This window comes from Paenibacillus sp. FSL k6-2145, from assembly GCF_037976585.1.
GTDB lineage: Bacteria > Bacillota > Bacilli > Paenibacillales > Paenibacillaceae > Paenibacillus.
The window spans coordinates 4,635,060-4,660,137 of the sequence record NZ_CP150267.1; the positions used below are offsets into that span (position 1 = coordinate 4,635,060).

At 46.5% G+C, this 25,078-nt stretch carries 22 protein-coding genes; all 22 read left to right on the top strand.

The features are described from left to right. The first annotated feature begins 7 nt into the window (after positions 1-7). The 22 genes from NZ043_RS20645 (at position 8) to NZ043_RS20750 (ending at position 25,077) form a co-directional block, all read left to right on the top strand. A complete protein-coding gene (locus NZ043_RS20645) occupies positions 8-313 on the top strand; it encodes a YlxR family protein (protein WP_249911082.1) in 306 nt (101 codons plus the stop codon). Beyond that, the gene (locus NZ043_RS20650; RefSeq protein ID WP_017689142.1) at positions 306-635 is read left to right on the top strand and encodes a ribosomal L7Ae/L30e/S12e/Gadd45 family protein; all 330 of its coding nucleotides are present in this window, start codon (positions 306-308) and stop codon (positions 633-635) included. Before NZ043_RS20645 ends, NZ043_RS20650 begins: the two co-directional genes overlap by 8 nt. Next, on the top strand, positions 628-3,213 hold the full coding sequence (gene infB / locus NZ043_RS20655) for a translation initiation factor IF-2 (protein ID WP_091031850.1): 2,586 nt from the start codon (positions 628-630) through the stop codon (positions 3,211-3,213). Before NZ043_RS20650 ends, infB begins: the two co-directional genes overlap by 8 nt. A 25-nt stretch (positions 3,214-3,238) precedes the next feature. Further along, positions 3,239-3,598, top strand: coding sequence for a 30S ribosome-binding factor RbfA (rbfA, locus tag NZ043_RS20660; RefSeq protein ID WP_017689140.1), 360 nt, complete (start codon positions 3,239-3,241; stop codon positions 3,596-3,598). A 19-nt stretch (positions 3,599-3,617) separates the two neighbouring features. Next, positions 3,618-4,595, top strand: a complete 978-nt coding sequence (locus NZ043_RS20665) for a bifunctional oligoribonuclease/PAP phosphatase NrnA (protein WP_091031847.1) — start codon at positions 3,618-3,620, stop codon at positions 4,593-4,595. Continuing rightward, positions 4,589-5,512, top strand: coding sequence for a tRNA pseudouridine(55) synthase TruB (gene truB / locus NZ043_RS20670; RefSeq protein WP_076318528.1), 924 nt, complete (start codon positions 4,589-4,591; stop codon positions 5,510-5,512). The genes NZ043_RS20665 and truB overlap by 7 nt, the downstream gene beginning before the upstream one ends. An 82-nt stretch (positions 5,513-5,594) precedes the next feature. Next, positions 5,595-6,521 (top strand): bifunctional riboflavin kinase/FAD synthetase, encoded by a 927-nt coding sequence (locus NZ043_RS20675; protein WP_249911815.1) that lies wholly within the window; start codon positions 5,595-5,597, stop codon positions 6,519-6,521. A 159-nt stretch (positions 6,522-6,680) separates the two neighbouring features. Beyond that, entirely contained in the window at positions 6,681-6,950 is a 270-nt protein-coding gene (rpsO, locus tag NZ043_RS20680; protein WP_056700672.1) for a 30S ribosomal protein S15, read from the top strand. Between the two features lie 257 nt (positions 6,951-7,207). After that, on the top strand, positions 7,208-9,310 hold the full coding sequence (gene pnp / locus NZ043_RS20685; protein ID WP_249911080.1) for a polyribonucleotide nucleotidyltransferase: 2,103 nt from the start codon (positions 7,208-7,210) through the stop codon (positions 9,308-9,310). A 175-nt stretch (positions 9,311-9,485) separates the two neighbouring features. After that, a complete protein-coding gene (locus tag NZ043_RS20690; RefSeq protein ID WP_047842504.1) occupies positions 9,486-10,481 on the top strand; it encodes a polysaccharide deacetylase family protein in 996 nt (331 codons plus the stop codon). A gap of 99 nt (positions 10,482-10,580) precedes the next feature. Continuing rightward, positions 10,581-11,864, top strand: coding sequence for a pitrilysin family protein (locus tag NZ043_RS20695; RefSeq protein ID WP_062833834.1), 1,284 nt, complete (start codon positions 10,581-10,583; stop codon positions 11,862-11,864). Next, a complete protein-coding gene (gene dut, locus NZ043_RS20700; RefSeq protein WP_017689132.1) occupies positions 11,824-12,270 on the top strand; it encodes a dUTP diphosphatase in 447 nt (148 codons plus the stop codon). Before NZ043_RS20695 ends, dut begins: the two co-directional genes overlap by 41 nt. A gap of 157 nt (positions 12,271-12,427) precedes the next feature. Then, complete coding sequence (gene dpsA / locus NZ043_RS20705; RefSeq protein WP_076208873.1) at positions 12,428-13,327, top strand: dipicolinate synthase subunit DpsA; 900 nt, start codon at positions 12,428-12,430, stop codon at positions 13,325-13,327. Further along, positions 13,324-13,920 carry a dipicolinate synthase subunit B gene (locus NZ043_RS20710; protein WP_062833836.1) on the top strand — a complete coding sequence of 199 codons (597 nt, stop codon included), beginning with the start codon at positions 13,324-13,326 and terminating at the stop codon, positions 13,918-13,920. Before dpsA ends, NZ043_RS20710 begins: the two co-directional genes overlap by 4 nt. A 373-nt stretch (positions 13,921-14,293) precedes the next feature. Beyond that, positions 14,294-15,511 (top strand): aspartate kinase, encoded by a 1,218-nt coding sequence (gene dapG / locus NZ043_RS20715; protein WP_133384335.1) that lies wholly within the window; start codon positions 14,294-14,296, stop codon positions 15,509-15,511. 47 nt (positions 15,512-15,558) lie between these two features. Continuing rightward, positions 15,559-16,437: a 4-hydroxy-tetrahydrodipicolinate synthase gene (gene dapA, locus NZ043_RS20720; protein ID WP_091031836.1), complete on the top strand. Its 879-nt coding sequence runs from the start codon at positions 15,559-15,561 to the stop codon at positions 16,435-16,437. Positions 16,438-16,913: 476 nt separating this feature from the next. Then, positions 16,914-18,593: a ribonuclease J gene (locus NZ043_RS20725; protein ID WP_076208870.1), complete on the top strand. Its 1,680-nt coding sequence runs from the start codon at positions 16,914-16,916 to the stop codon at positions 18,591-18,593. A gap of 221 nt (positions 18,594-18,814) precedes the next feature. Next, positions 18,815-19,588 (top strand): ATP-dependent Clp protease proteolytic subunit, encoded by a 774-nt coding sequence (locus NZ043_RS20730; RefSeq protein WP_223869123.1) that lies wholly within the window; start codon positions 18,815-18,817, stop codon positions 19,586-19,588. Next, positions 19,585-19,815 (top strand): YlzJ-like family protein, encoded by a 231-nt coding sequence (locus tag NZ043_RS20735; protein WP_036670404.1) that lies wholly within the window; start codon positions 19,585-19,587, stop codon positions 19,813-19,815. The genes NZ043_RS20730 and NZ043_RS20735 overlap by 4 nt, the downstream gene beginning before the upstream one ends. 90 nt (positions 19,816-19,905) lie before the next feature. Beyond that, a complete protein-coding gene (locus NZ043_RS20740; RefSeq protein ID WP_133384336.1) occupies positions 19,906-22,644 on the top strand; it encodes a DNA translocase FtsK in 2,739 nt (912 codons plus the stop codon). 198 nt (positions 22,645-22,842) lie between these two features. Continuing rightward, positions 22,843-23,670 (top strand): spore cortex-lytic enzyme, encoded by an 828-nt coding sequence (gene sleB, locus NZ043_RS20745; protein WP_133384337.1) that lies wholly within the window; start codon positions 22,843-22,845, stop codon positions 23,668-23,670. A 126-nt stretch (positions 23,671-23,796) separates the two neighbouring features. Continuing rightward, on the top strand, positions 23,797-25,077 hold the full coding sequence (locus tag NZ043_RS20750) for a pitrilysin family protein (RefSeq protein WP_133384338.1): 1,281 nt from the start codon (positions 23,797-23,799) through the stop codon (positions 25,075-25,077). The last annotated feature ends 1 nt before the right edge of the window (position 25,078 follow it).

Consider the following 25,078-nt stretch of genomic DNA (forward strand, 5'->3'; position numbering starts at 1 on the left):
CTGACGTATGAAACCAAAAAAAGTGCCGCTGCGCAAATGTGTGGCATGCCAAGAAATGATGCCCAAAAAGCAGCTGATTCGCATTGTTAAAACGCCAGAGGATGAAGTGCTGATCGATTTGACTGGCAAAAAATCCGGACGTGGTGCCTATTTATGCGGCAAAGAGTCCTGTTTTAAGCTCGCACTCAAAAACCGGGCTTTGGATCGGGCGTTAAAAGGCAAAGTCTCACCTGAAATTTACGAGCAATTAGCAGCTGACTTCATCGCGGTTGAGGATGAATTCAAAGCAGCACAGGAGCGTGAAAATGACTAATATTAAAACGCTGTCTTATCTGGGACTTTCTATGCGTGCAGGCAAACTTGTAACAGGTGAAGAAATTGTACTTAAAGCGATCCGTTCTTCCGAAGCAAAAATGGTTATTGTTGCGGGTGACGCCTCAGCCAATACACAAAAGAAATTTCGCGATAAATGCGGAACGTATAAGGTTCCTCTGTTGATCGGATTTGACCGGGATAGTCTGGGTTCAAGTATCGGTAAAGACACGCGTGTTGTTCTTGCAGTAACGGATCGAGGGTTTGCAAAAATGATCTCCAAGCAAGTCGGTATAATGTCGGAGGTGGAGTATATTGAGTAAACAGGAAAACAAGGATAAATTGCGAGTTTATGAATATGCGAAGTCCCTTAATATGAGTAGTAAAGAAATTATAACCATTCTTAAAAAGCTGGAAATTCCCGTAAACAATCATATGAGTGTCATGGAGAATGGTTCAGTCGGTAAGGTGGAACAATTTTTTAAAGATATAAAATCCACTGCTGCTTCGAAACAAGGCAACGATGCAAAACCAGTTGCTACTTCGGCAGTGCGCAGTGACAAACCAGTGGACAGCAACAAGCCGGCCGGCGGAGTGAACACGCCGAAGAGCAGTAACCCATCCGGTAGTCCCGTACAAACAAAAATACAACAGGAAAAGCAGGTAGGTATGAACAATAGACCAAATTCCAACAATAACAATGGCACCCAAAGACCCAGCGGCCAAGACAGCCGCAACAGAACGAACTCTTCCCAAGGCTCAAGCCAAGGAGGACAATCAACTAACCGTCCAAGACCAGCTCAAGGTGGACAAAGCAGTACTGCATCCCGTCCGCAAGGATCGGGTCAACGTCCAAATAACAGCGGTGGCGGTCAAGTAAGAACTTCAGGACCTAACAGCGGTGGCAATACGGGTACTGCTGGCAACCGTAGCGGTGGCCAAGGTCAGAGCCAAGGACAAGGCCAACGCAGAAGCGGCCCAGGTGGTACTACTGGCAGCAACAACAATAGTGGTAACCGTTCGAACAGCGGTGGCGGTGGACGTCGTTATGATGACAACCGTGGTGGCAACTTCCGTGGTAACCGTGGTGGCAAGAACAACCGCAACAGAAATCAACAACAGTACCAACAACGTGAGAAAATTGATAACACACCTAAGAAAATCATCGTTCGTGGTGATATGACTGTAGGTGAAACAGCGAAGTTGCTCCATAAGGATGCTTCCGAAGTTATCAAAAAGCTCATCGCTATGGGCGTTATGGCAACAATCAACCAAGAGCTTGATATCGAAACGATCCTTCTGCTTTCAGGTGAATTCGGTGTTGAGGTTGAAGTGAAGATTGTGCTTGAAGATGACCGTTTCGAAACACTGGAAGAGAATGATGATGCTGCTGACTTGCAAGCTCGTCCTCCAGTAGTTACAATCATGGGTCACGTTGACCATGGTAAAACAACTTTGCTGGATGCCATTCGTTCCACGAATGTAACAGGCGGCGAAGCAGGCGGAATCACGCAACATATTGGTGCATACCAAGTCGAAATCAACAACAAAAAAATTACGTTCTTGGATACTCCGGGTCATGAAGCGTTTACAGCAATGCGTGCACGTGGAGCACAGGTTACGGATATTACAATTATTGTCGTAGCTGCCGATGACGGTGTTATGCCACAAACAGTTGAGGCAATTAACCATGCCAAAGCTGCGGGGCTTCCAATTATCGTGGCTGTCAACAAAATTGACAAACCGGGCGCTGATCCAGATAAAGTAAAACAAGAATTGACTAACTATGAACTCGTTCCAGAAGAGTGGGGCGGAGATACCATCTTTGTTAACGTATCAGCAAAACAAAGAATGGGTCTGGAAGGTCTGCTTGAAATGATTCTGCTCGTTGCAGAAGTGAACGAATACAAAGCGAACCCGGACAAACGTGCCCGTGGTACGGTGATTGAAGCCGAGCTGGATAAAGGACGTGGCCCAGTTGCACGTATCCTCGTACAGCACGGTACATTGAAAGTCGGCGATGCTTTCGTAGCAGGTAACTGTTTCGGTCGTGTCCGTGCGATGGTCAATGACAAAGGTCGTCGTCTGAAAGAGGCTGGACCTTCAACACCTGTAGAAATCACAGGTTTGACTGAAGTTCCAGGTGCGGGAGATCCATTCATGGTGTTTGAAGATGAGCGCAAAGCGCGTTCCATCGCTGACAAACGTGCGATTACGCAACGTGAATCCGATCTGGGTACACATACTCGCGTAACGTTGGATGATCTGTTCCAACACATCAAAGATGGTGAGATCAAAGATCTGAACGTAATCATCAAAGGTGACGTACAAGGTTCGGTTGAAGCATTGAAAGGTTCCCTTGCGAAGATCGAAGTTGAAGGTGTACGCGTGAAAATCATTCATAGCGGCGCTGGTGCAATCACTGAGTCCGACATCATTTTGGCCGCAGCATCCAATGCCATCGTGATTGGTTTCAACGTTCGTCCTGATAACCAGGCGAAAGCAACTGCAGATCAAGAGCAAGTAGACATTCGTCTGCATCGCGTAATCTACAGTGTTATCGAAGAAATTGAACAAGCGATGAAAGGTATGCTTGATCCGATCTACAAAGAAAAAGTTATCGGTCATGCTGAAGTTCGGAGCACGTTCTCCATCAGTAAAGTGGGTACCATCGCTGGTTGTATGGTTACCTCGGGTAAAATTACGCGTTCTGCGGAAGCACGCCTGATTCGTGATGGCATTGTCCTTTACGAAGGTAAGCTGGATTCCCTGAAACGTTATAAAGATGATGCCAAAGAAGTAGCACAAGGTTACGAGTGCGGTATCACACTGGATAAATATAATGATCTCAAAGAAGGCGACGTTATCGAAGCTTTCATTATGGAGACAGTACAACGATAAGCAAGGAAGCATGAGGTGAACAACGATGGCTAAGATTCGTACAGGTAGAGTGGGCGAGCAGATCAAGAAAGAAATCAGTCTGCTCATCCAGTCTGAACTGAAAGATCCACGTATCGGCTTTATTACGGTAACGGGAGTCGAAGTGACAGGAGACTTGTCGCAAGCCAAAGTTTATCTGAGTGTCTTCGGTGAACAGGAACAAAAAGATAACACGCTCAAAGCTCTGGCAAAAGCAAATGGATTTTTGCGTTCCGAGCTGGGTAAACGTATCCGGTTCCGGCATGTTCCCGAATTGATATTTAAGATTGATGAATCCATCGCTTATGGCAGCCGAATTGAGAAGCTGCTTGGCGATATTGGTTCCGACAAGAACGAATCCCAGTAACAGAATAGAGGAGACGGCAATGCACACTTATGAACAGGCGCTCCAGGCGGGAAAGCAATTTCTGCTGGAGCATGATGATTACCTGGTCGTGTCGCATGTACAGCCGGACGGTGACGCAGTCAGCTCGACGGTAACGGTGGGCTGGCTGCTGTCATGTCTGGGTAAGACATTCACGATGATTAATGAAGGTGAAATCCCCGGGCGCATGCAATTTTTGTGGGAAGCAGGCAACATTGTGAACATGACCGAACAACCACCGCAGCGAAAATACAAAGCTGTTATCTGTGTGGATTGTGCAGACTTTGCCAGAGTAGGTTTGACACGTCATTATTTCGAAGACGATGCTGTTATTTTGAATATTGATCATCACCCTACAAATGACGGTTATGGTACAGTCAACATCATTAAGTCAGATGCTGCTGCAACGGCTGAAATTTTGTTCGATTTTCTTAACCTGTTCCAAGTAACATGGGATAAAGATGTTGCGACGGCAGTTTATACAGGATTGCTTACGGATACAGGTGGGTTCCGCTATGCCAACACCAGTCCAAATGTAATGACAACGGCCTCCAGACTGCTTGAACATGGCGTGGATGGACCCTATCTCGCCCAGACATTGTTGGAGCAGGTGACTCTTCCGCAAGTTCGGATTTTGAATCAGGCACTATCAAGCCTGCAGATGACAGATGATGGAAAGATAGCCTGGGTTGTTATTACACCAGATGATATGGTGGCTTGTGGAGCAGCTAATGAAGATCTTGAAGGGGTAGTGAACTATCCGCGCAACATTCAGGGCGTGGAAGTTGGTATCTTTTTCAAAGTCATCAACGAGAATGCAGTCAAGGTTTCTTTGCGTTCAGCTGGGAAGATTGATGTTGCTGCACTAGCACAGACCTTTGGCGGAGGCGGGCATGTGCTCGCAGCCGGATGTCGTCTGGAAGGAAAACTTGATGATATTGTCGCAAAAGTACTGAAGCAGGTGAATTCACAATGGTAAAGCCATTTGAAGGTGTACTTCCGGTATATAAACCGGCGGGATTTACTTCTCATGATGTTGTAGCCAAAATGCGTCGCATTCTCAAAATGAAGCGCATTGGGCATACGGGCACACTTGACCCACAAGTTACAGGCGTTCTGCCGCTCTGTCTTGGACGGGCGACACGTGTGGTGGAGTACATGCAGGAGCTTCCGAAGGAATATCTTGCTACGCTCAGATTGGGACTCTCTACTGACACAGAGGATATGACAGGGGAAGTCATTGAGCGGGCTGAAACGACTGTGGAAGTAACACAGGAACAGGTTCAACAGGTGCTTGAACAGTTTCTGGGCACGATCTCTCAGGTACCACCCATGTATTCTGCGGTAAAGGTAGACGGTAAACGTCTTTATGAACTTGCTCGTGAAGGTAAGACGGTAGAGCGTAAGAGCCGAGAGGTCACAATCTATGAGCTCGAACTTACAGGGATTGAGACTCAGGGTGAGACCACCGATATATCCTTCCGGGCCTTGTGTTCAAAAGGTACCTATATTCGTACATTGTGTGTAGACATTGGCCGGCAACTCGGATATCCATCGACCATGGTTCAACTGGAGCGTACGATATCGGCAGGTATCTCTGCAGATCGTTGTCTTCGTATTGAAGAAGTGGAACAACTTATGGCTGACGGGACTTTGGCGGAGGCGCTGATTCCTGTTGACGAGGCTATTGCTTCAATTCCGGCCCACAAGGTTGGAGAAGAACAGGCCAAAGGAGCACTTCAAGGTCAGAAACTGTCTGCACGTCTTCTGGAACCGCCTGTAGAGCAACCTGGTTTATTGCGGTTGTATGCTCAGGATGGTACGTTTCTGGGGATATTTGAACGGGATGAACTAAAACCAACGGTGAGGGCAGTTAAAGTCTTTTTGCCGGAATAAAGAGGTCTCGGGCTTAGAGTTGTGGTGATGCTCAAGCTTGGCCTATCTAGTGAAATGCAGGTGAATGATTGTGAAAACCGTAATGCTAACCTATCCGCAGACGTTACATTCGACTGAGCTGAGCACACTGCCCCAAGTGCTTGCGATTGGTCAATTCGACGGACTGCATCTCGGACATGCAAGTGTCATTTTATCAGCTGTCCGCATTGCGCGGGAAACGGGCATGCAGGCAGCGGTCATGACCTTTCATCCACATCCGAAGGAAGTTATGCGCAAAGGGGATTACGAGGGTTATTTAACTCCCTTGAGAGATAAAGAAGACATCTTGGCAGGAATGGGCGTTGATGTACTGTATGTGGTGGAGTTCAATGAAGATTTCTCACGGTTGACGCCGCAACAATTTGTACAAGACTTGTTGATTCCTCTTCAGACACGAACAGCGGTGGTGGGTTTTGACTTCCGTTTTGGTCACAAGGGTGCAGGGGATGAACAACTTCTTCGTACTTTGGGAGAAGGAGAGATGACGGTGGAAACCGTTCCTCCTTTCTTGTTAAATGGTGAAAAAGTGAGCAGCTCTCTCATTCGTGGCCTGTTGAAGCGTGGGGAGATGGATGAGGCCAGTCAGTGGCTTGGCCGACCTTACAGCATCAGAGGAACCGTCATTCACGGGGAGAAGCGTGGACGAACGATTGGATTTCCTACAGCCAACCTTGAACTCACGGATCATTACGTTACCCCGTCGAAGGGTGTTTACGCTGTTCGTGTGCAGTATGGCGAACAGGAACTGCATGGCGTAATGAATCTCGGTGTGAAACCTACGTTTCACGAAAGCGGGATGAAACCTACGTTTGAAGTGCACCTGCTTGATTTTGATGGACACCTATATGACCAGGAACTAAAGGTTGAGCTCGTTCACTATATTCGTGCAGAACGAAAGTTCGACTCCATTGATGCATTGATTAGCCAGATTCGTGAAGATGCATTAACTGCCGGCCGCCTGTTATCTTAAAGGTTCAGGATTAAATGTATGTTTACATTTACTTTAACTAGGCAATTATGATATACTGTACTACGTTGTCGATTGAGACAACATTAACCTTGGCTTGGTTGCTTGCTCTCACCGGCGGTGACGAGGCTAATGGCGATTATATTGAAGGAGGTGAACAGGATGGCATTGACTCAAGAACGTAAACAACAACTGATCGACGAGCACAAAACTCACGAGTCCGATACAGGATCTCCAGAGGTGCAAGTTGCTATCCTTACGGAAAACATCAGAAGTTTGACAGACCACTTGCGTACGCATAAGAAAGACCACCACTCACGTCGTGGACTTTTGAAAATGGTAGGTCAACGTCGTAAGCTTTTGGCTTACGTGAAAAACAAAGATGTTAAACGTTACAGCGCACTGATCGAAAAACTCGGATTGCGTCGTTAATTATCGTACATGTTTTCAAAACCAACCTGGCTGTTATCCGTCATTCTTTTGTCTAAAAGGACAAGCGGAACCTACAGCCGGGTTGTTTTGTAGATGAACATGTTGCCATATATTTGTAGATGGGGCTCCGTGAGGAGCTTTTGTTGTGCAGATTAGCATGTTGCAAGATCTTACATAGCTAATGAATGCAGGACAAGCAGGAAATACTGTGAATATGCAGAATCCATTGAGTTAGGACGAATAAAAGGAGGAATTTCATGGAACAGCGTGTTGAAATGCAGCTTGGCGGAAGAAAGCTTACGTTTGAAACCGGGCGTTTGGCCAAGCAGGCTAATGCTGCCGTTAAGGTAACATACGGGGATACCGTGGTATTGTGTACCGTGACAGCATCAAGTGAGCCGAAAGATTTGGACTTTTTCCCATTAACGGTGAACTATGAAGAAAGATTGTACGCCGTAGGTAAAATCCCGGGTGGATTTATTAAACGTGAAGGCAGACCGAGTGAGAAAGCTATTCTTTCAAGCCGTCTGACAGACCGTCCAATTCGTCCATTGTTCCCTGAAGGCTTCCGGAATGATGTACAAGTTCTGAATATCGTTATGAGTGTGGACCAAGACTGTGAACCGCAAATCGCTGCAATGATTGGTACATCAGCAGCATTGAGCATTTCGGATGTTCCATTCAGCGGACCGATTGGTGGCGTGAAAGTTGGACGTATTGATGGCGAGTTCATCATTAACCCAACGATTGCACAGCTTGAAATCAGTGAACTTGAGTTGGTGGTTGCAGGAACCAAGGATGCCATCATGATGGTTGAGGCTGAAGCAAACGAATTACCGGAAGAAGTAATGCTTGAAGCAATCATGTTTGGACATGACGAGATCAAAAACATTGTTGCGGTAATCGAACAACTCGTGCAAGTTGCTGGTAAAGAAAAAATGGCTGTTAAGTTACATGCCGTTAATGCGGAAGTCAACAGCAGTGTGCGTGATTTCGCAAGTGCTCGTCTGGTTGAAGCGGTTAAAATTGCCGAGAAGCATGCTCGTCAAGATGCAATCGATCTAGTGAATGACGAAACTGTTGCTCACTTCGAAGAGAAATATATTGAAAGTCCTGAATTGCTTAAAGACGTGAAGGAAGTCCTGCACGATATCGTTAAAGAAGAAGTGCGCCGTCTGATCACGCATGATAAAGTTCGTCCGGATGGACGTGGACTTGCTGAGATTCGTCCAATTGAATGTGATACTTCCCTGCTGCCACGTACGCACGGTTCAGGTTTGTTCACACGTGGACAAACACAAGCACTTAGCATCTGTACCCTTGGTGCACTGGGCGACGTTCAGATTTTGGACGGAATCAGCCTTGAAGAAACGAAACGTTTCATGCATCACTATAATTTCCCACCATTCAGCGTAGGTGAAGCTCGTCCATTACGTGCTCCAGGCCGTCGCGAAATCGGACATGGTGCTCTGGGTGAGCGTGCGCTTTCCAAAGTCATCCCTTCCGAAACAGACTTCCCATACACGATTCGTCTCGTATCTGAAGTTCTGGAATCCAACGGTTCAACTTCCCAGGCAAGTATCTGTGCCAGCACACTAGCTATGATGGATGCAGGTGTACCAATCAAAGCTCCAGTTGCGGGTGTAGCTATGGGTCTGATCAAAGATGGAGATCATGTATCCATTCTGAGTGATATTCAAGGTATGGAAGATCACCTCGGTGATATGGACTTCAAAGTAGCCGGAACACCTGAAGGTGTAACTGCAATTCAAATGGACATCAAAATTGATGGTATTGATCGTCAAATTTTGTCTGAAGCATTGGCTCAAGCCAAAGAAGGTCGTTTGCATATCTTGAGCAAAATGACTGAAGTGATGAATACGCCACGTGAGCAGTTATCACAATATGCACCTAAAATTACAACGATGCATATCAATCCGGACAAAATCCGTGATGTGATCGGTGCAGGTGGTAAAATTATCAATAAAATCATCGAAGAAACCGGTGTTAAAATTGATATTGAACAGGATGGACGTGTCTTTATCGCTTCTTCCAACCAGGAGATGAATGATAAAGCCAAAGCGATCATCGAAGGTATTGTGCGCGAAGTATTGGTCGGCGAGATTTATGTCGGCAAAGTAAAACGCGTAGAGAAATTCGGTGCATTCGTTGAAGTACTTCCGAACAAAGAAGGTCTGGTGCACATCTCGCAACTGTCAACTGAACGTGTTGCCAAAGTGGAAGATGTTGTAGCTATCGGTGATTCCATTACGGTAAAAGTAACGGAAATTGACCCACAAGGTCGAATCAACTTGTCCCGTAAAGCAGTTTTGACTGCTGAAGCTCCGGCTCAATCCTAGGATACCGAAGCGACAGGTTATAAATGGATAGATTGAATGAAGAGACAGAATGTGAATTTCTGGCTCTTTTTTTAACGTTTAAATACGTAAAGCAAGGATGAAACCATGGTTTAGCATTCATATTTTTGCCCTTGTCCTCATATGATGGGGACAAAGACGGCGGGAGGATGGAGCTGTGGGAAACCAATCCAAAAAGCTGGCGGCTGTTCTGGCGGGTGTGACTGCGGTCATATTGATCGGACAAGTTGGCAGTGTACGTACATACATTACGGAGATCCGTGATGGGCCAGGTACGCAAAATGCTTTTGACATGTTTAAGGAGGCAACTGGAGAAGATGCGCTGTTGTCTGCGATTCGGGATAAAGCGGCTGAAACGAAAATTGCTCCGGTGAATGCCAGAGTGGATCGGGTATGGAAAGCGATTCCTGGTTATAATGGCATGGAGATTGATGTGGAAGCGACATACCGTAAGGCGCTGAGTGGAACGTTGAATACCAAAATAGCGTATGTCTACCGTCAGATTGAGCCGGAGATTCAGCTTAAAGATTTGGGTGCACATCCGATCTATCGGGGCAATGCAAACAAACCGATGGTTTCTTTTATGATTAATGTGGCCTGGGGGAACGAATACATTAAACCGATGCTGGATACGCTTGATGCCGAGAAAGTGAAGGCTACTTTTTTTCTGGATGGAAGTTGGTTAAGCAAAAACGTTGAACTGGCCAAAGAAATTCAGAAGCGTGGGCATGAGATGTCCAATCATGCATATTCTCACCCTAATATGAGCCGATTGAGCGCAGAACGGGCCAAGCTGGAAATTAGCAAAACCCAGGATCTGCTCCATAAAACACTTGGCGTAGAGAATCGTTGGTTTGCTCCGCCTTCCGGTGACTTTAATCAGAAGACCGTTGACATTGCTTCATCCATGGGACTGCAAACCGTGTTGTGGACAGTAGATACTGTGGATTGGCGTAAGCCAAGCCCGGATGCCGTTGTTGCCAAAATTGCAAAAAATACCGAGGCAGGCACCTTAATTCTAATGCACCCTACAGCTGCTTCTTCGGGAGCTTTAAAGGGTATGATTCAATCCATACGGGCCAAAGGTTTGGTGCTCGGAACAGTAAGTGAGACGCTGTCCTCGGAACGTGTAAATACCTCTGCGGTTGAGTGAACGTTGTTTTTTTGTTAATATCAAACAGTTGGAACCAAATGTCGATTTCAATTTCAAGGTTGAGATCAAGGCAATTATAGAGATGTAGGAGGGCCAACCATGAAAAAAATTCAGCTGGGCAATGGCCTCAGAGTTGTCATGGAACAGATACCGACCTGCCGTTCTGTGTCTTTCGGAATATGGGTCAAGACAGGTTCGCGCAATGAGCAACCTGCAAGTAACGGAGTATCACATTTTATTGAACACATGCTGTTCAAAGGAACAGATCGTTATGATGCCAAGGCGATTGCGGAGCAGTTCGATGCGATTGGCGGTAACGTGAACGCGTTCACTTCCAAAGAATACACGTGTTATTATGCTAAAGTGTTGGATGAACATTTGCCGATTGCGGTTGATGTATTGTCTGATATGTTTTTCCGCTCCAAAATGGATGATGGTGAATTGATCAAGGAGAAAAACGTCATTCTGGAAGAAATCTCGATGTATGAAGATACGCCTGATGATATGGTTCATGATCTGATGGCCTTGGCCGCCTATGGTGAGCATCCACTCGCATACCCAATCCTGGGTACGGAAGAACGTCTCAAAGCGATGGATTCCAGTCATCTGCGTGCATATATGAAGGAGCACTACACGATTGAGAACACGGTCATTAGTATCGCGGGTAATATTGATGACAGTGTAATCGATCTGATGGAGAAGCATTTTGGTGCTTTTGATGTAAATGGAGTAACGGAAGCAGTCACGATGCCAGCCTTCCAAAGCGGACAGCTCTTTCACAAAAAGAAAACGGAACAGAATCATATCTGTATTTCGTTCCCGGGCTGTAAAATCGGAGATCCGCTGCAATTCGCTATGGTTGTTCTGAATAACGCCATTGGTGGAGGCATGAGCTCCAGACTGTTCCAGGAAATTCGTGAGAAACGGGGTCTTGCGTACTCCGTGTATTCCTATCATAGCTCTCATGCGGACAGCGGACTTTTCACGATATATGCGGGTACAGCACCAAAACAGACCAAAGAAGTGCTCGATCTGACCAAAGAGGTTCTGCGCGATCTGGCTGTAAACGGCTTGTCCGAAGATGAACTTCGTAAAGGAAAAGAACAGCTCAAAGGCAGCTTGATTCTGAGCTTGGAAAGCACAGGCAGTCGCATGAATCGTCTGGGTAAAAACGAACTCATGCTGGGCAGACACCATACGCTGGATGAGATGATCACCAAAATTGAGCAAGTTACCATGGACGATATTAATGCGGTACTTGATCTGATGTTTGCTGAACCTTTTGCACTTGCTATGGTTGGCGCTTCAGATAAAACGATCGCTGGATTGAGAAGGGATGATTTTGTTGCATTACGTTCAAATACAGAAACTGCCGGGCAATGAAGATATTAAACTGCCTCAAAAAATGTCGGAGCTGGCATCCGGCTTTGATGTAGTAGCTGCACTTCAGGAAGACGTTGTATTGCAGCCGGGTCAGCGTACGCTGATTCCTACCGGACTTGCGATGGCAATGCCAGCTGGATTGGAAGCACAGATTCGTCCTCGGAGCGGACTGGCTTTCAAACATGGAATTACCTGCCTCAACACACCGGGGACCATTGATGCGGATTATCGCGGAGAAGTTAAAGTTCTGTTGATTAATCTGGGTCAGGAACCATTCACGATTGTACGGGGAGAGCGCATCGCACAGATCGTTTTCCAGACCGTGCCTGCGGTTGAATTGACGGAAGTGAATGAACTTTCGGAAACGGTACGTGGCGAAGGCGGATTCGGTCATACCGGGAAATAAGCAGCGTAAATATACCCATTCTTTAGAGTCGTCCCTGACAGGGGCGGCTCTTTTTTACATTCGAGAAACGGACGGTGGAATGCAATTATTGTTTTCACCCCCCTGTGGGCCCCTGCATACGATAAGGCATACATGTGGTGAAAGGAGTGACGTCCCGATGCTGACCGGAGTCCGGATTGTAGTCCTGGGCGGAGATGCGCGGCAGCTTGAAGTCATTCAAAAGTGCGCTGAGCTGGATGCAACGGTAAGTGTGGTGGGTTTCGATAAAATAGAGCGTTCCATTCCAGGGATCGAGCACCAGGAACTGGAGGATGAAGTGTTTGCTTCCGCAGATGTACTGGTACTGCCTGTTGTCGGTTGCGATGACCAGGGAAAAGTAAGTACTTCATTCAGTGACACACCGATCTATTTGAAAAAGGAACATATTGCAGCATTACCAGAGCATTGTATTGTGTTCACAGGTATGGCAAAGCCGTTCTTGCGCGAACTTTGTCTTGAAAATGGGCTGCGACTTGTTGAAGTACTTGATCGTGATGATATTGCACTTTATAACTCTATTCCAACAGCTGAGGGAGCCATCGCCATAGCTATTCGGGAGACGGACTTCACAATCCATGGTTCGGAATGCATTGTGCTTGGCATTGGTCGAACAGGATTCACAATGGCCAAAACATTGCAGGGACTTGGAGCAAATGTACGGGTGGGAATCAGGCGGGAAGAGGATGCTGCCCGCGCTACAATAATGGGCTGGAAGCCTTTCATGACAACGGATTTGGCCGCTCAAACCGGGGAAGTTGACTTGCTTTTTAATACGATACCGACTATGATAATCACAGCACAAATCCTGTCCAGAATGCCGCAAAAGGCTGTCATTATCGACCTCGCATCCGCTCCTGGCGGCTGTGATTTCAGGTATGCCGACAAACGCGGTATCAAAGCGCTACTTGCGCCTGGCCTCCCCGGCATTGTTGCTCCCAAAACGGCTGGCGGCATTATTGCCGACGCGTTGATCCGTTTGCTTTTGGAAGAACAGAACGCACGGGAGGTTAAATCATGAACTGGCAGGGAAAAACGGTAGGTTATGCAATTACGGGTTCTCATTGTACGTTTGAAGAGGTTATGCCGGTAATTAGCCGCTTCGTAGCTGAAGGTGCCAACGTCATTCCGATTATTTCGAATTCGGTTCTGACGACGGATACACGCTTTGGTACGGCGCAAAATTGGCAAAAACAGTTGAAAGATATAACAGGTAATGATATCATTTCTACAATTGTTGAAGCGGAGCCATTAGGGCCTTCCAAGCTGCTTGATGTGCTGGTGATTGCTCCATGCACAGGGAATACAACAAGCAAGCTGGCTAATGCGATGACCGACAGTCCAGTGCTTATGGCAGCCAAAGCGCAGATGCGCAATCAGCGTCCGCTTGTGCTCGCGATTTCCACGAATGACGGTCTGGGATTGAATGCTGCGAATATCGCCAAATTGCTCGTGGCTAAATACTTGTATTTTGTGCCATTTGGGCAAGACGATCCAGTGAAAAAACCAAACTCGTTAGTCGCCAAAATGGAATTGATTCCAGAGGCTTGCTGGAGTGCTCTTGAGGGCAAACAGTTGCAGCCGATGATTGTGGAGCGTTCTTCACAGGCTTGATGGAACAATGATTCGGTGACAACGTTTATGCGCTTGGAGAAATGAAGGGGTTCGAGAGACAAAGAAAATCATGGGGGACGATATGCTGGATTGAACAGCTACTATGTCCACGTTCCTGTATATAAGGCATTCCTGCTTGCGGGCAGTACAGGTTAAGCAAGCGGGAGAGGTCTATTGTGAATGTATGCGTCATGACCTCGATAACAACCGCGACCTTTAATTTGCGATTGTCCTAGACAATTACAAAAAAAGGAGCGGGATGGAATGCCGTATAAAATGCTGAAATTATCGCATCAGAACGCTCCCTAGAGTGATCCATTTGTTGATTTGACCCGTGTCCAGTCTTCTTGCGTACACAAATGGAGGAATAAAGATGCGTATCATGGTACAGAAATTCGGAGGCACGTCTCTCTCCACTGTTCAGGCGAGAGAGCATGTGCTCCGTCACGTTAAACGTGAACTTGAAGCAGGATTGAGTCTGGTCATCGTTGTGTCTGCGATGGGGCGCCGCGGCGAGCCATATGCGACTGATACGTTGCTAGACTGGGCTGCACAGAACGGAAACGCACTATCCGCACGCGAAAAGGATTTACTGCTGTGCTGTGGTGAAATCATATCTGCGACAACGTTGAGCAGTTTACTCGAACATGAAGGCATTCCAACTACAGTGCTGACCGGTGCACAAGCAGGTTTTGTGACGGACGACAATTTCGGGAATGCCCGGATATTGGATGTCCGTCCTGTTCGTGTGTTGGAGCAGCTTCAGCTTGGCCGTGTCGTTGTTGTAACCGGATTCCAGGGGCAGACAGAGAACGGAGACTTCACGACACTGGGTCGTGGGGGAAGCGATACGTCTGCTACAGCTCTCGGTGCAGCATTACGTGCTGAAATGGTGGATATCTACACAGATGTGAACGGGATACTAACCGCTGATCCGCGAATTGTTGAGGATGCACGTCCACTGACTGTTGTGAGTTATGCAGAGATCTGTAACATGGCCCACCACGGGGCCAAGGTTATCCATCCACGTGCGGTTGAGATTGCGATGCAATCCCAGATTCCAGTACGGGTAAGATCTACTTTTGCAGACACGGAAGGAACGCTGGTTACGCATCCGGAAGGATTCCAGGATGTGCAGACAGGCATTGTTGACCGTTATGTAACAGGCATCGCCTACGTGAGCAATGTAACGCAAATTACGGTGGATGTGCCTGGTGGTGCAGATCGATTGCAACTAAAAGTGTTCAAAACCATGGCTGATAATTCAATCAGCGTTGATTTTATTAATGTTACCCCCTCGGGAGTTGTCTATACGGTTTTTGACAGTGATTCCGAGAAAGCAATACAGGTATTGCAGGAGATAGGTCTCAAGCCACAAAGCCTTTCCGGTTGTGCCAAAGTGTCCGTCATTGGCGGAGGCATTAATGGTGTACCTGGAATCATGGCTCGAATTGTGGAGTCCTTGACACTGGCAGACATTCAGATCCTGCAATCGGCAGATTCGAACACAACGATCTGGGTACTCGTAAAAAAAGAAGATATGGTTCAGGCCCTGAGGGCACTTCACGCCTCATTCGAACTTCATTTGTAAATAACTGAAGTTAGAGGAGCCAAACCTGTTTTGAAGGAGGAATCGAATTGGACTTTGGAAGATTGATTACAGCAATGGTCACTCCGTTCAATGAACAAGGAGAGATTCATTGGGAGGAAACGGCACGTCTAATCGACTATCTGATTGTAGATCAAAAGTCGGAGACGCTTGTGGTTTCTGGAACAACAGGGGAGTCTCCAACACTTAGTGATACTGAGAAAGTTCAATTATTCGAATTTGCAGTGAAACATGCGGCCGGTCGGTGCAAAATTATAGCCGGAACGGGAAGCAATAACACGGCACATTCCATCCATTTGACACAGGAAGCTGAACGTGCCGGAGTGGATGGCATATTGCTGGTTGTTCCGTATTACAACAAACCAAGTCAAGAAGGTTTGTTCAAACATTTTGAAGCAATTGCAAACTCAACCAAACTACCTGTTATGCTCTACAATGTGCCTGGGCGTACAGTAACCAGCCTGTCAGCAGCCACAACGCTTCGTCTTGCACAGATTCCTAACATCGTCGCTACGAAGGAATGTGCGTCCATGGAGCAGGTTACACTGATTGCAGCAAGTGCTCCAGAAAATTTCAGAGTTTATTCCGGTGATGATGCTTCAGGCTTACCAGCGATTGCGGTTGGAGCACATGGAATTGTCAGCGTGGCCAGTCATGTCGTAGGGGCAGAAATGAAAAAAATGATTGACGCCTTCTATGGCGGAGCACCTCTTCAGGCTGCTCAGATTCATCAGCAGTTGTTCCCAGTGTTCAAAGGCCTGTTTGAGTGTCCACAGCCTCTACCGAACCCGGTAGCGGTAAAATATGCGCTGACATTGCGTGGTCTAGACGTTGGCTCCGTACGGTTGCCCCTTATTCCGCCAACGGAAGAGGAGAAGGTTTATATCAAAGGTTTGCTTAATTTGTAATCATTTTGGTTGTATATGGACTATTTTATTAATCATGGGAATATCCTTCAGATTAGCAAAAGAACCGCTCCTCTTCGTAGAGGCTGCGGTTCTTTTTTTTACGAGTAATGTGAGGTTTCTTTTCCACTGCTAAGGGGAAACCTACAGGTTAACGAGAGAGTGACTTGTTTTTTTTGTTTTTAATCATGTATAATGATGTCAAGTGACTGGGTGCGGTATTTTTTTGAAATTGAAAGCGACATCGTTTCGTGGTGTAGCTTTGCGGTGAAAAAGGAAGGAACGGCTAAGAGGGAATTTCAAATCCAACTTGTTGGTCAAAGGGAATAACTTCGAAGAACTTCTTCCAAATATCGTGAATAAAGGTGTTCTTTTGCATTCATCCCGATAGGTGGGTATGTGATGTATGGACTACTTTTCTTAACTTACAATAAATAATAAGGTACGACGTCCAACTACCATAGGAGGTTTAGATTCATTTGTCTAAGAAAAATAATAACGATAAACTGATGATTTTTGCTTTGGGCGGCGTAGGCGAGATTGGTAAAAATATGTACGTCATCCAATACGCCAACGACATTGTAGTCGTAGATGCTGGTCTTAAATTCCCGGAAGAAGATATGCTTGGTATTGATATTGTCATCCCTGACATTTCTTACCTGACTGAGAACCGTGACAAAGTAAGAGGAATCATCCTTACTCACGGACATGAAGATCACATTGGTGGTCTGCCATATGTTCTCAAACATCTGAATGTTCCTGTATACGGAACAAGACTTACGCTTGGACTTGTAGAAAACAAGTTGAAAGAAGCGAATTTGCTGGGTGAAACAAAACGTATTCTGATTGATGCTGATTCCGAGATCCAACTTGGATCTGTTCTGAAAGCATCGTTCTTCGCTACTAACCATAGTATTCCGGATTCAGTTGGTGTATGTGTCGAAACACCGGAAGGTGCAGTTGTTCACACAGGTGACTTCAAATTCGACCATACTCCAGTCAATGGTCAATATGCAGATCTTCAGCGTATGGCACAGATCGGAACAAATGGCGTGTTAGCGCTGTTGTCCGACAGTACAAACGCTGAGAAACCTGGATTCACACCATCGGAGAAAAATGTGGGTATCGTTCTGGAAGATATCTTCCGTAAAGCTAGTCAACGTGTTGTTGTAGCGACATTTGCTTCCAACGTACACCGTATCCAACAGGTGATCAATGCAGCAGAAGTGACTGGACGTAAAGTTGCAGTTATCGGACGCAGCATGGTGAACGTGGTTGGTATTGCTTCAGAACTGGGTTATCTTGAGATTCCGGATGGCATGATCATTGAACCTGAAGAAGTAGGCAAGATGGCAGCTGATCGTGTCGTGATTCTCTGCACAGGAAGTCAAGGAGAGCCAATGTCAGCATTGACACGTATGGCTCGTTCCACACACCGTAAAGTGGACATCCTGCCAGGTGATACCGTCATTATCGCAGCAACACCGGTTCCAGGTAATGAAAAATATGTAGGCCGTACGATTGATGAACTGTTCCGTCTGGGTGCTAACGTGCATTACAGCGGTGCTAACAGTGGCGTCCACGTATCTGGTCACGGTAGCCAGGAAGAGCTGAAACTGATGCTCAACCTGATGAAACCGAAATTCTTCTTGCCAATTCACGGTGAATTCCGTATGCAGCGTCGCCACGCGGTTCTTGCTGAGTCTGTAGGGGTAGAACCTGAGAACATTTTCATCACGGATATCGGTGAAGTGATTGAAATTCAAGGTGGAGCAGCACGTAGAGCAGGTAAAGTTACTGCAGGTAATGTGTTGATCGACGGCTTGGGTGTAGGCGATGTGGGTAACATTGTACTTCGTGACCGCAAATTGTTGTCACAAGATGGTATCCTTGTTGTTGTGGTAACACTGAGCAAACAGGATGGAAAAATTGTTTCCGGTCCTGACATCATCTCTCGTGGATTTGTGTATGTACGTGAATCGGAAGGACTACTGGATGAGGCCAACCGGATCGTTAGCAGCACATTGCAGAAGTTGATGAGTGAGAACGTTAACGAGTGGGCTTCACTCAAAACAAATGTTAAAGATGCACTGGGACGCTTCCTGTATGAGCAAACTCGTCGTAGACCGATGATTTTGCCAATCATTATGGAAGTTTAAAATAGGCTAAACAAAAACATATATTCAGGCACACAGTCGCCCCTTCTCTACGAGTAATATTGGACGGTTCCTCGTAGAGAAGGGGCTTTTTTTGCGTTTTCAGGAAGATCTGCAATAGGATCAATATGTGAAGCAATTTGCTGTACCGGGTATAAGGCGGTTGGAAAAATCCCCATACTAAGGAAATACATTAAATGTTTATGGAGAAGGGGATTATTGAAATGAATGAACGTATGAATGGCAAGCAGGCATCAAGATCCAATCAACCGGAAGTTGAAGCACCGGAGATTCCGATTCAGGAGGACAAGGCCATCTCTCCCGTGACAGAGACTATTCAGCAATTTGGGCAGACACAGTCGCCTGCAGGTGAATCGAATATTTTCTGTATGACTATTATTGGACAGGTCGAAGGGCATTTGATTTTGCCACCACAAAATAAAACAACAAAGTATGAGCATATCATTCCACAGCTGGTGGCTGCGGAACAGAATCAGCGTATTGAAGGTATTCTGATCATTTTGAACACGGTAGGTGGAGATGTAGAAGCGGGTCTGGCCATTGCAGAGATGATTGCTTCTCTGAGCAAACCTACGGTTACTGTGGTCATTGGAGGCGGGCATAGCATTGGAGTACCGATTGCTGTAGCTTCAACGTATTCCCTGATTGCCGGAAGTGCAACGATGACGATCCATCCGATTCGGATGAACGGCCTTGTCATTGGTGTACCTCAAACGTTTGAGTATATGGAGAAAATGCAGGAAAGGGTTGTTCGATTTGTGACTTCGCATTCGAATATCTCTGAAGAGATGTTTAAAGAGCTGATGTTTAAGACCGGTGAGTTGAATCGGGACATCGGCACAGCTGTAGGAAGCGCAGATGCAGTGAAATATGGATTGATGGATGCAGTAGGCGGAATTGGACAAGCCATTGCTCAGTTAAATCAGCTCATAGGAGACAAGAGACAGACCCTGCAGGCGGGAGGTTATACCCAATGACATTATATACAGTGATGCCCCCGGAACAACTCTGGTCGGGAATGTGGAAAGAGGGCGAAGATACAAAGGAGATCAAGATGAATGGTTTATTGATGCAGGTGAGACCTGTTAATGACAATGAAGCCGTCATTGTACGTTTGCTGGATTGTCCACTTGAAGCCTATCTCAATCCTGCTAATATGCCCGGTTCGACCATTCCGCTTTCGGGTAACTTGGGATCAGCATAACGCGACGAATTCAGACAAATTGAGCAGAAAAAGAACATATGTACGGATTATATTTGTATGGTATAATATTCTTCTGGGGGTGACCTGATTTTGGCCAGAAGAAAAAAGAGGAAAAAAAAGGGCGCTGGTTTTAGCGGCGTTTTAAAATATGAAATTTACGGGATTGTGCTTATTACCCTTGCTGTCATAGCATTATCGGGTGAAGCCACCGTTGGACGTTCGCTTTCCAAGATGTTCGGACTGATGCTTGGTAAGTTTTATTTTGCGATTCCACTTGTTGGTATTTATTATGGTCTTATGGTGATGATTCACCGGAAATGGCCGAGTGGCTGGACTACACGCAAAACAGGACTGGTATTGCTGGTCTTTGCTTTAACCTTGATGAGTACTGTCTCTGCAATGCACCAGAAGCTCATTCCGGTTGGTGCGCTTGAGCCTGGTGCTGTAATTACACAGGTACATAATGATATGCAAACCGAGTTACTAACTCCTGCTGCGCCAGGTGAGAGGGACTCCATGCTTAATAAGGACATCAGCGGTGGTTATCTCGGAGCTGGGCAATTTGCTCTTTTCCTGTGGCTGTTCGGCAGCCTTGGGGCGAGACTCATCATGATTGTCATGTTTATCATCAGTTTTATGCTGATCACAAGTCTATCTTATGTGGATCTGATTCGAATATTCCGTACAAAGATTTGGGATGCCGGGAGTTCGATGTACAAGAAGCTGGAGTCGAGGCCCTCTGCACGTTCTGCTTCAGCATCTGATGGAAGGAAGAAAGGTAACGCTCGTAAAGTGGTGCCTGTTCCTGTTGAAGATGACGAAGACGAGTATGAGGATGAATTAGAGGAACAGCATCTGCCAAAACGAAAATCGCCAATATTCTTCCAACTTTTTGGGAAATGGGGAGCTAATCGGGAACAGGCGACATCAGGACGTAAAATGGATGAGGTCGATTCGGCAGAAACAGAACAGATTGTGTACCGCGCCGAACAAGATCACAATGTAGAGGCGTGGCAGGATGCGACCGAAGACGTAGTGAACAAATCAGCTTCATCACGTGTTCCTGTTCAGGCTAAACCTAACTCAGCGCCGATCATTCGAGACTTTTTCGAGCACGTCAGAGCAGAAGAGGCAAGCATTGAAGATGATCTGGACGATGCTTATCCTTTCCCGGATGATCTGGCCGATCCAAACGTAGTACAACAGGGCGAGCATGCCATTAAAATAACGGATGAACTGGTAGAGACAGAGTGGTCTGCATCCGATGCGGGTACGAACGGGTTGAATGCTGTGGATGAGATTCAGAGTGGAGAAGAAGTACCTAATGATGCAATGCAGGGAACAGATACTCCTACTCCTGAAGGGCAGGAAACACAACCGGTGAAACCACCACCGCCACCTCCTAAGCCGTACAAGCTGCCGTCATTCCGTCTCCTTGCCAAGCCAAACAATGGGGGCAAGGCGGGTGACCAGAAGGATTATATGCAGACAGCACGCAAGCTGGAAGCTACACTGGAGAGTTTCGGTGTTCGCGCCAAGGTGCTTGAAGTGGTCCGGGGCCCTGCCGTTACAAGGTATGAAATTCAGCCTGATATTGGTGTTAAGGTCAGCAGGATTGTCAGCCTAACTGATGATATCGCGTTGGCTCTGGCGGCAAAGGATATTCGGATGGAAGCACCGATTCCCGGAAAGTCTGCTATTGGTATCGAAGTACCTAATGGCGAGGTATCAGTTGTAACGATGCGTGAAGTAATGGAGACAGCAACGTTCCAGGATGCAGAATCCAAAGTGACCATTGCATTTGGCCGAGATATCTCGGGTCAGACGATTATTGGTAACTTGGCTCGTATGCCCCATTTGCTGGTCGCGGGTGCTACAGGTTCCGGTAAGTCGGTGTGTATTAACGGAATTATTACCAGCATATTGTACAAAGCCAAGCCGGATGAAGTGAAGTTCCTGATGGTCGATCCCAAGATGGTTGAGTTGAACGTATATAACGGAATTCCACATCTGATGGCGCCAGTAGTAACTGATCCTAAACGAGCGTCACTTGCTCTCAAAAAGATTGTGGTTGAGATGGAGAAACGATACGAACTGTTCTCCAAATCAGGGACGCGTAACGTCGAGGGTTACAATAATCTGATGAAAGATAATCCTGCAGCTGTTCTACCTTATATCGTTGTCATTGTGGATGAGCTTGCAGATCTGATGATGGTTGCAGCCGGAGATGTGGAGGATGCTATTGCACGACTTGCTCAGATGGCTCGTGCAGCCGGAATCCATCTAATTATTGCCACACAACGTCCATCTGTTGACGTTATTACCGGGGTAATCAAGGCTAACATTCCATCGCGGATTGCCTTCGGCGTATCCTCCCAAGTCGATTCCCGAACGATTCTGGATATGGGTGGGGCTGAGAAGCTGTTGGGTCGTGGAGACATGTTGTTCATGCCAATGGGCGCATCAAAACCGGTTCGTGTACAAGGTGCATTTATGAGCGATGAAGAAGTCGAGAATATTGTAAACTACGTACGTGGTCAAGGTGAAGCGCAGTATGATGAATCCATTGTACCTGAAGTGGATGATTCCATTCAGGCAGCAGATGAAGTACAAGATGAGTTATATGAGCAAGCTGTACAGATTATTTTGGAGGCAAAACAAGCTTCAGTCTCCCTGCTGCAACGTCGTATGCGGGTTGGTTACACACGTGCAGCGCGTTTAATTGACTCCATGGAAGCCCGGGGTGTAATTGGTCCTTACGAGGGCAGTAAACCAAGGGAAGTACTGGTTTCACTTGAACAGTATCAGCAGAATAAAATAAGCTCGTAGTGTAACATGTAACATGGTTACAACGAATCGTTTAAGTCCTCAACCATATTGGTTGAGGGCTTTTTGCTTGCTCAGGAGACTGAAGTTTTGCCATCTACTCCAAAGATCGGATGATTTGGTGCATAGGAAATAAGCAGGCTTGTCATAATAAGCTTAGCGATTCTGTTAATCCCACAAGAGAAAGGTAGAGCACAGTCGATGCGAAAAATGAACCTATGGCTTTTCACTGCTATTTTGCTGATATCCGCATTGGGGATTCGTTATTTGCTTCCTGCGAATACAGCAACTGAAAGTTCAGCCGAGCGTACACCGCAGGTAGAAGAAAAGGCCTTGCCTACGTTTAGCAGCAATACAGTGAAATATGGAAGTTACGGTCAGGATGTATATGAGCTTCAGGGGCGTCTGAAGTACCTGGGATTTTACAATGGTAAAATCGACAGTAATTTTGGCAGCAGTACGCTGAAATCCGTCAAATGGTTTCAATCCGAGTTTGGCATGAAGGCAGATGGTGTGGTTGGAGCTGAGACCAAGCTCAAGCTGTACAATGCGTCAACCAAATGGTCGCCAACAGAGCCGCCGCTGCACAAGGAATCCTCAGGTGGGGGTGGAGGCGGCAGCAATACGGCAGATAAAGAGCAAGATAATATGGGATCTGCCAATGCCCTTGGTCTCTCAGAGAATGAACTCAAGATTATGGCTAACGCTGTGTATGGTGAAGCCCGGGGTGAACCGTTTGAAGGTCAAGTCGCAGTAGCAGCAGTAATTCTGAATCGCGTAAATTCACCAAGTTTTCCAAGTACGCCTTCTGGTGTAATTTTTCAACCAGGTGCATTTACGGCTGTAGCGGACGGACAGATCTATCTGGAACCGAACGCACAAGCCAAAAAGGCAGTTGAGCAAGCCCTGAATGGATGGGATCCGTCGGGTGGATGTCTCTATTATTTTAACCCGAAGACAGCAACATCCAAATGGATCTGGACCCGCCCACAAGTGAAAACAATCGGACAGCATATCTTTTGTATGTGATGATGTTGGAAGCAACCAGAAGGCGTGACTTCGGTTGCTTCTTGCCTTTTGAATGGGTTAAAATGGTTGTTACGTTTAGCTTAATACGATTGCATGATAAATGACGCCGTAAAGGGGTTTTGACATTTGAATACATCAGGATTCGAACGAGGTAGCAAGAGAGAGTTTCGTATACATGTGCTTCCGACTAAACGTTTCAAAACGTTTGCTATATCGTTATATGCAGGAGTTCCCTTACGGGAAGATACAGTAACCAAAGTAGCGCTGACACCTTTTGTTCTGCGACGTGGCACGCAGTCCTATCCGGAAACAACGCAATTTCGTGAGCAACTGGAGCATCTGTATGGAGCAGGTTTTGGTTTTGACGTCTATAAACGCGGGGATTACCAGATTGTACAGTTCCGAATGGATACCATTAATGATTCCTTTGTTGGAGGGGATGAGCAGCTATTGGATCGTTCATTTGCCTTCCTTGGAGAGGTTCTTACTCGACCTGCACAGGAGAATGGACATTTCAGGACGTCTTATGTACAAGCAGAGCGAGAGACGGTTCGTAAAAAGCTGGAGTCCATCGTGAATGATAAAATGCGCTATGCCGCTGAACGCAGTATTGAGGAAATGTGCAAGAACGAGCCGTACCGTCTTCACCCACTGGGTGAGCGAAAGGATCTGCCCGGAATTGATCCTGACACACTGACTGCGTCTTATCAGGAGTGGCTGCAACAGGCGAGTATGGATCTGTATGTGGTGGGTGATACGACATTGGAGGAGGTTGAGAACCTCGTTCAACGTCATTTCAATGTAGATCGAACGTCCTCTTCTGATTACCAGACACAGGCAGCGGTTCGAGGAGATAAGGAAGTGGAGACCGTTGTTGAGCGACTGAATGTGAGTCAGGGAAAACTCAATATGGGACTCCGTACATCTATCACTTATGGAGATCCTCAGTATGCTGCAGCACTAATGTACAACGGGATTCTCGGTGGTTATCCTCATTCCAAACTGTTTGTCAATGTTCGTGAAAAAGAAAGCCTGGCGTATTACGCATCTTCGCGATATGACGGACATAAGGGCATTGCAACGATTCAATCCGGGATTGAAATCCCGAATTATGAGAAGGCCGTCACGATCATCAAGCAGCAGCTGGAAGAAATGAAAAGCGGTACAATCAGTGACCTTGAAATGTCCCAGACCAAAGCGATGATCCGTAACCTGCTTAAGGAAATGAAGGATTCTGCTTTTGAGATGATCGCTTATGACTTCAATCGACAGTTGTCTGGCAAAGAAAGAACGGCTGAAGAACTGTTGGCTCAAGTAGAACATATTAGCAAGGAAGATGTGCGTGAGGCGGCAGAACAATTCCGTCTGGATACGATTTATTTCTTGCGGGATGAGAAGGAGGAATAAT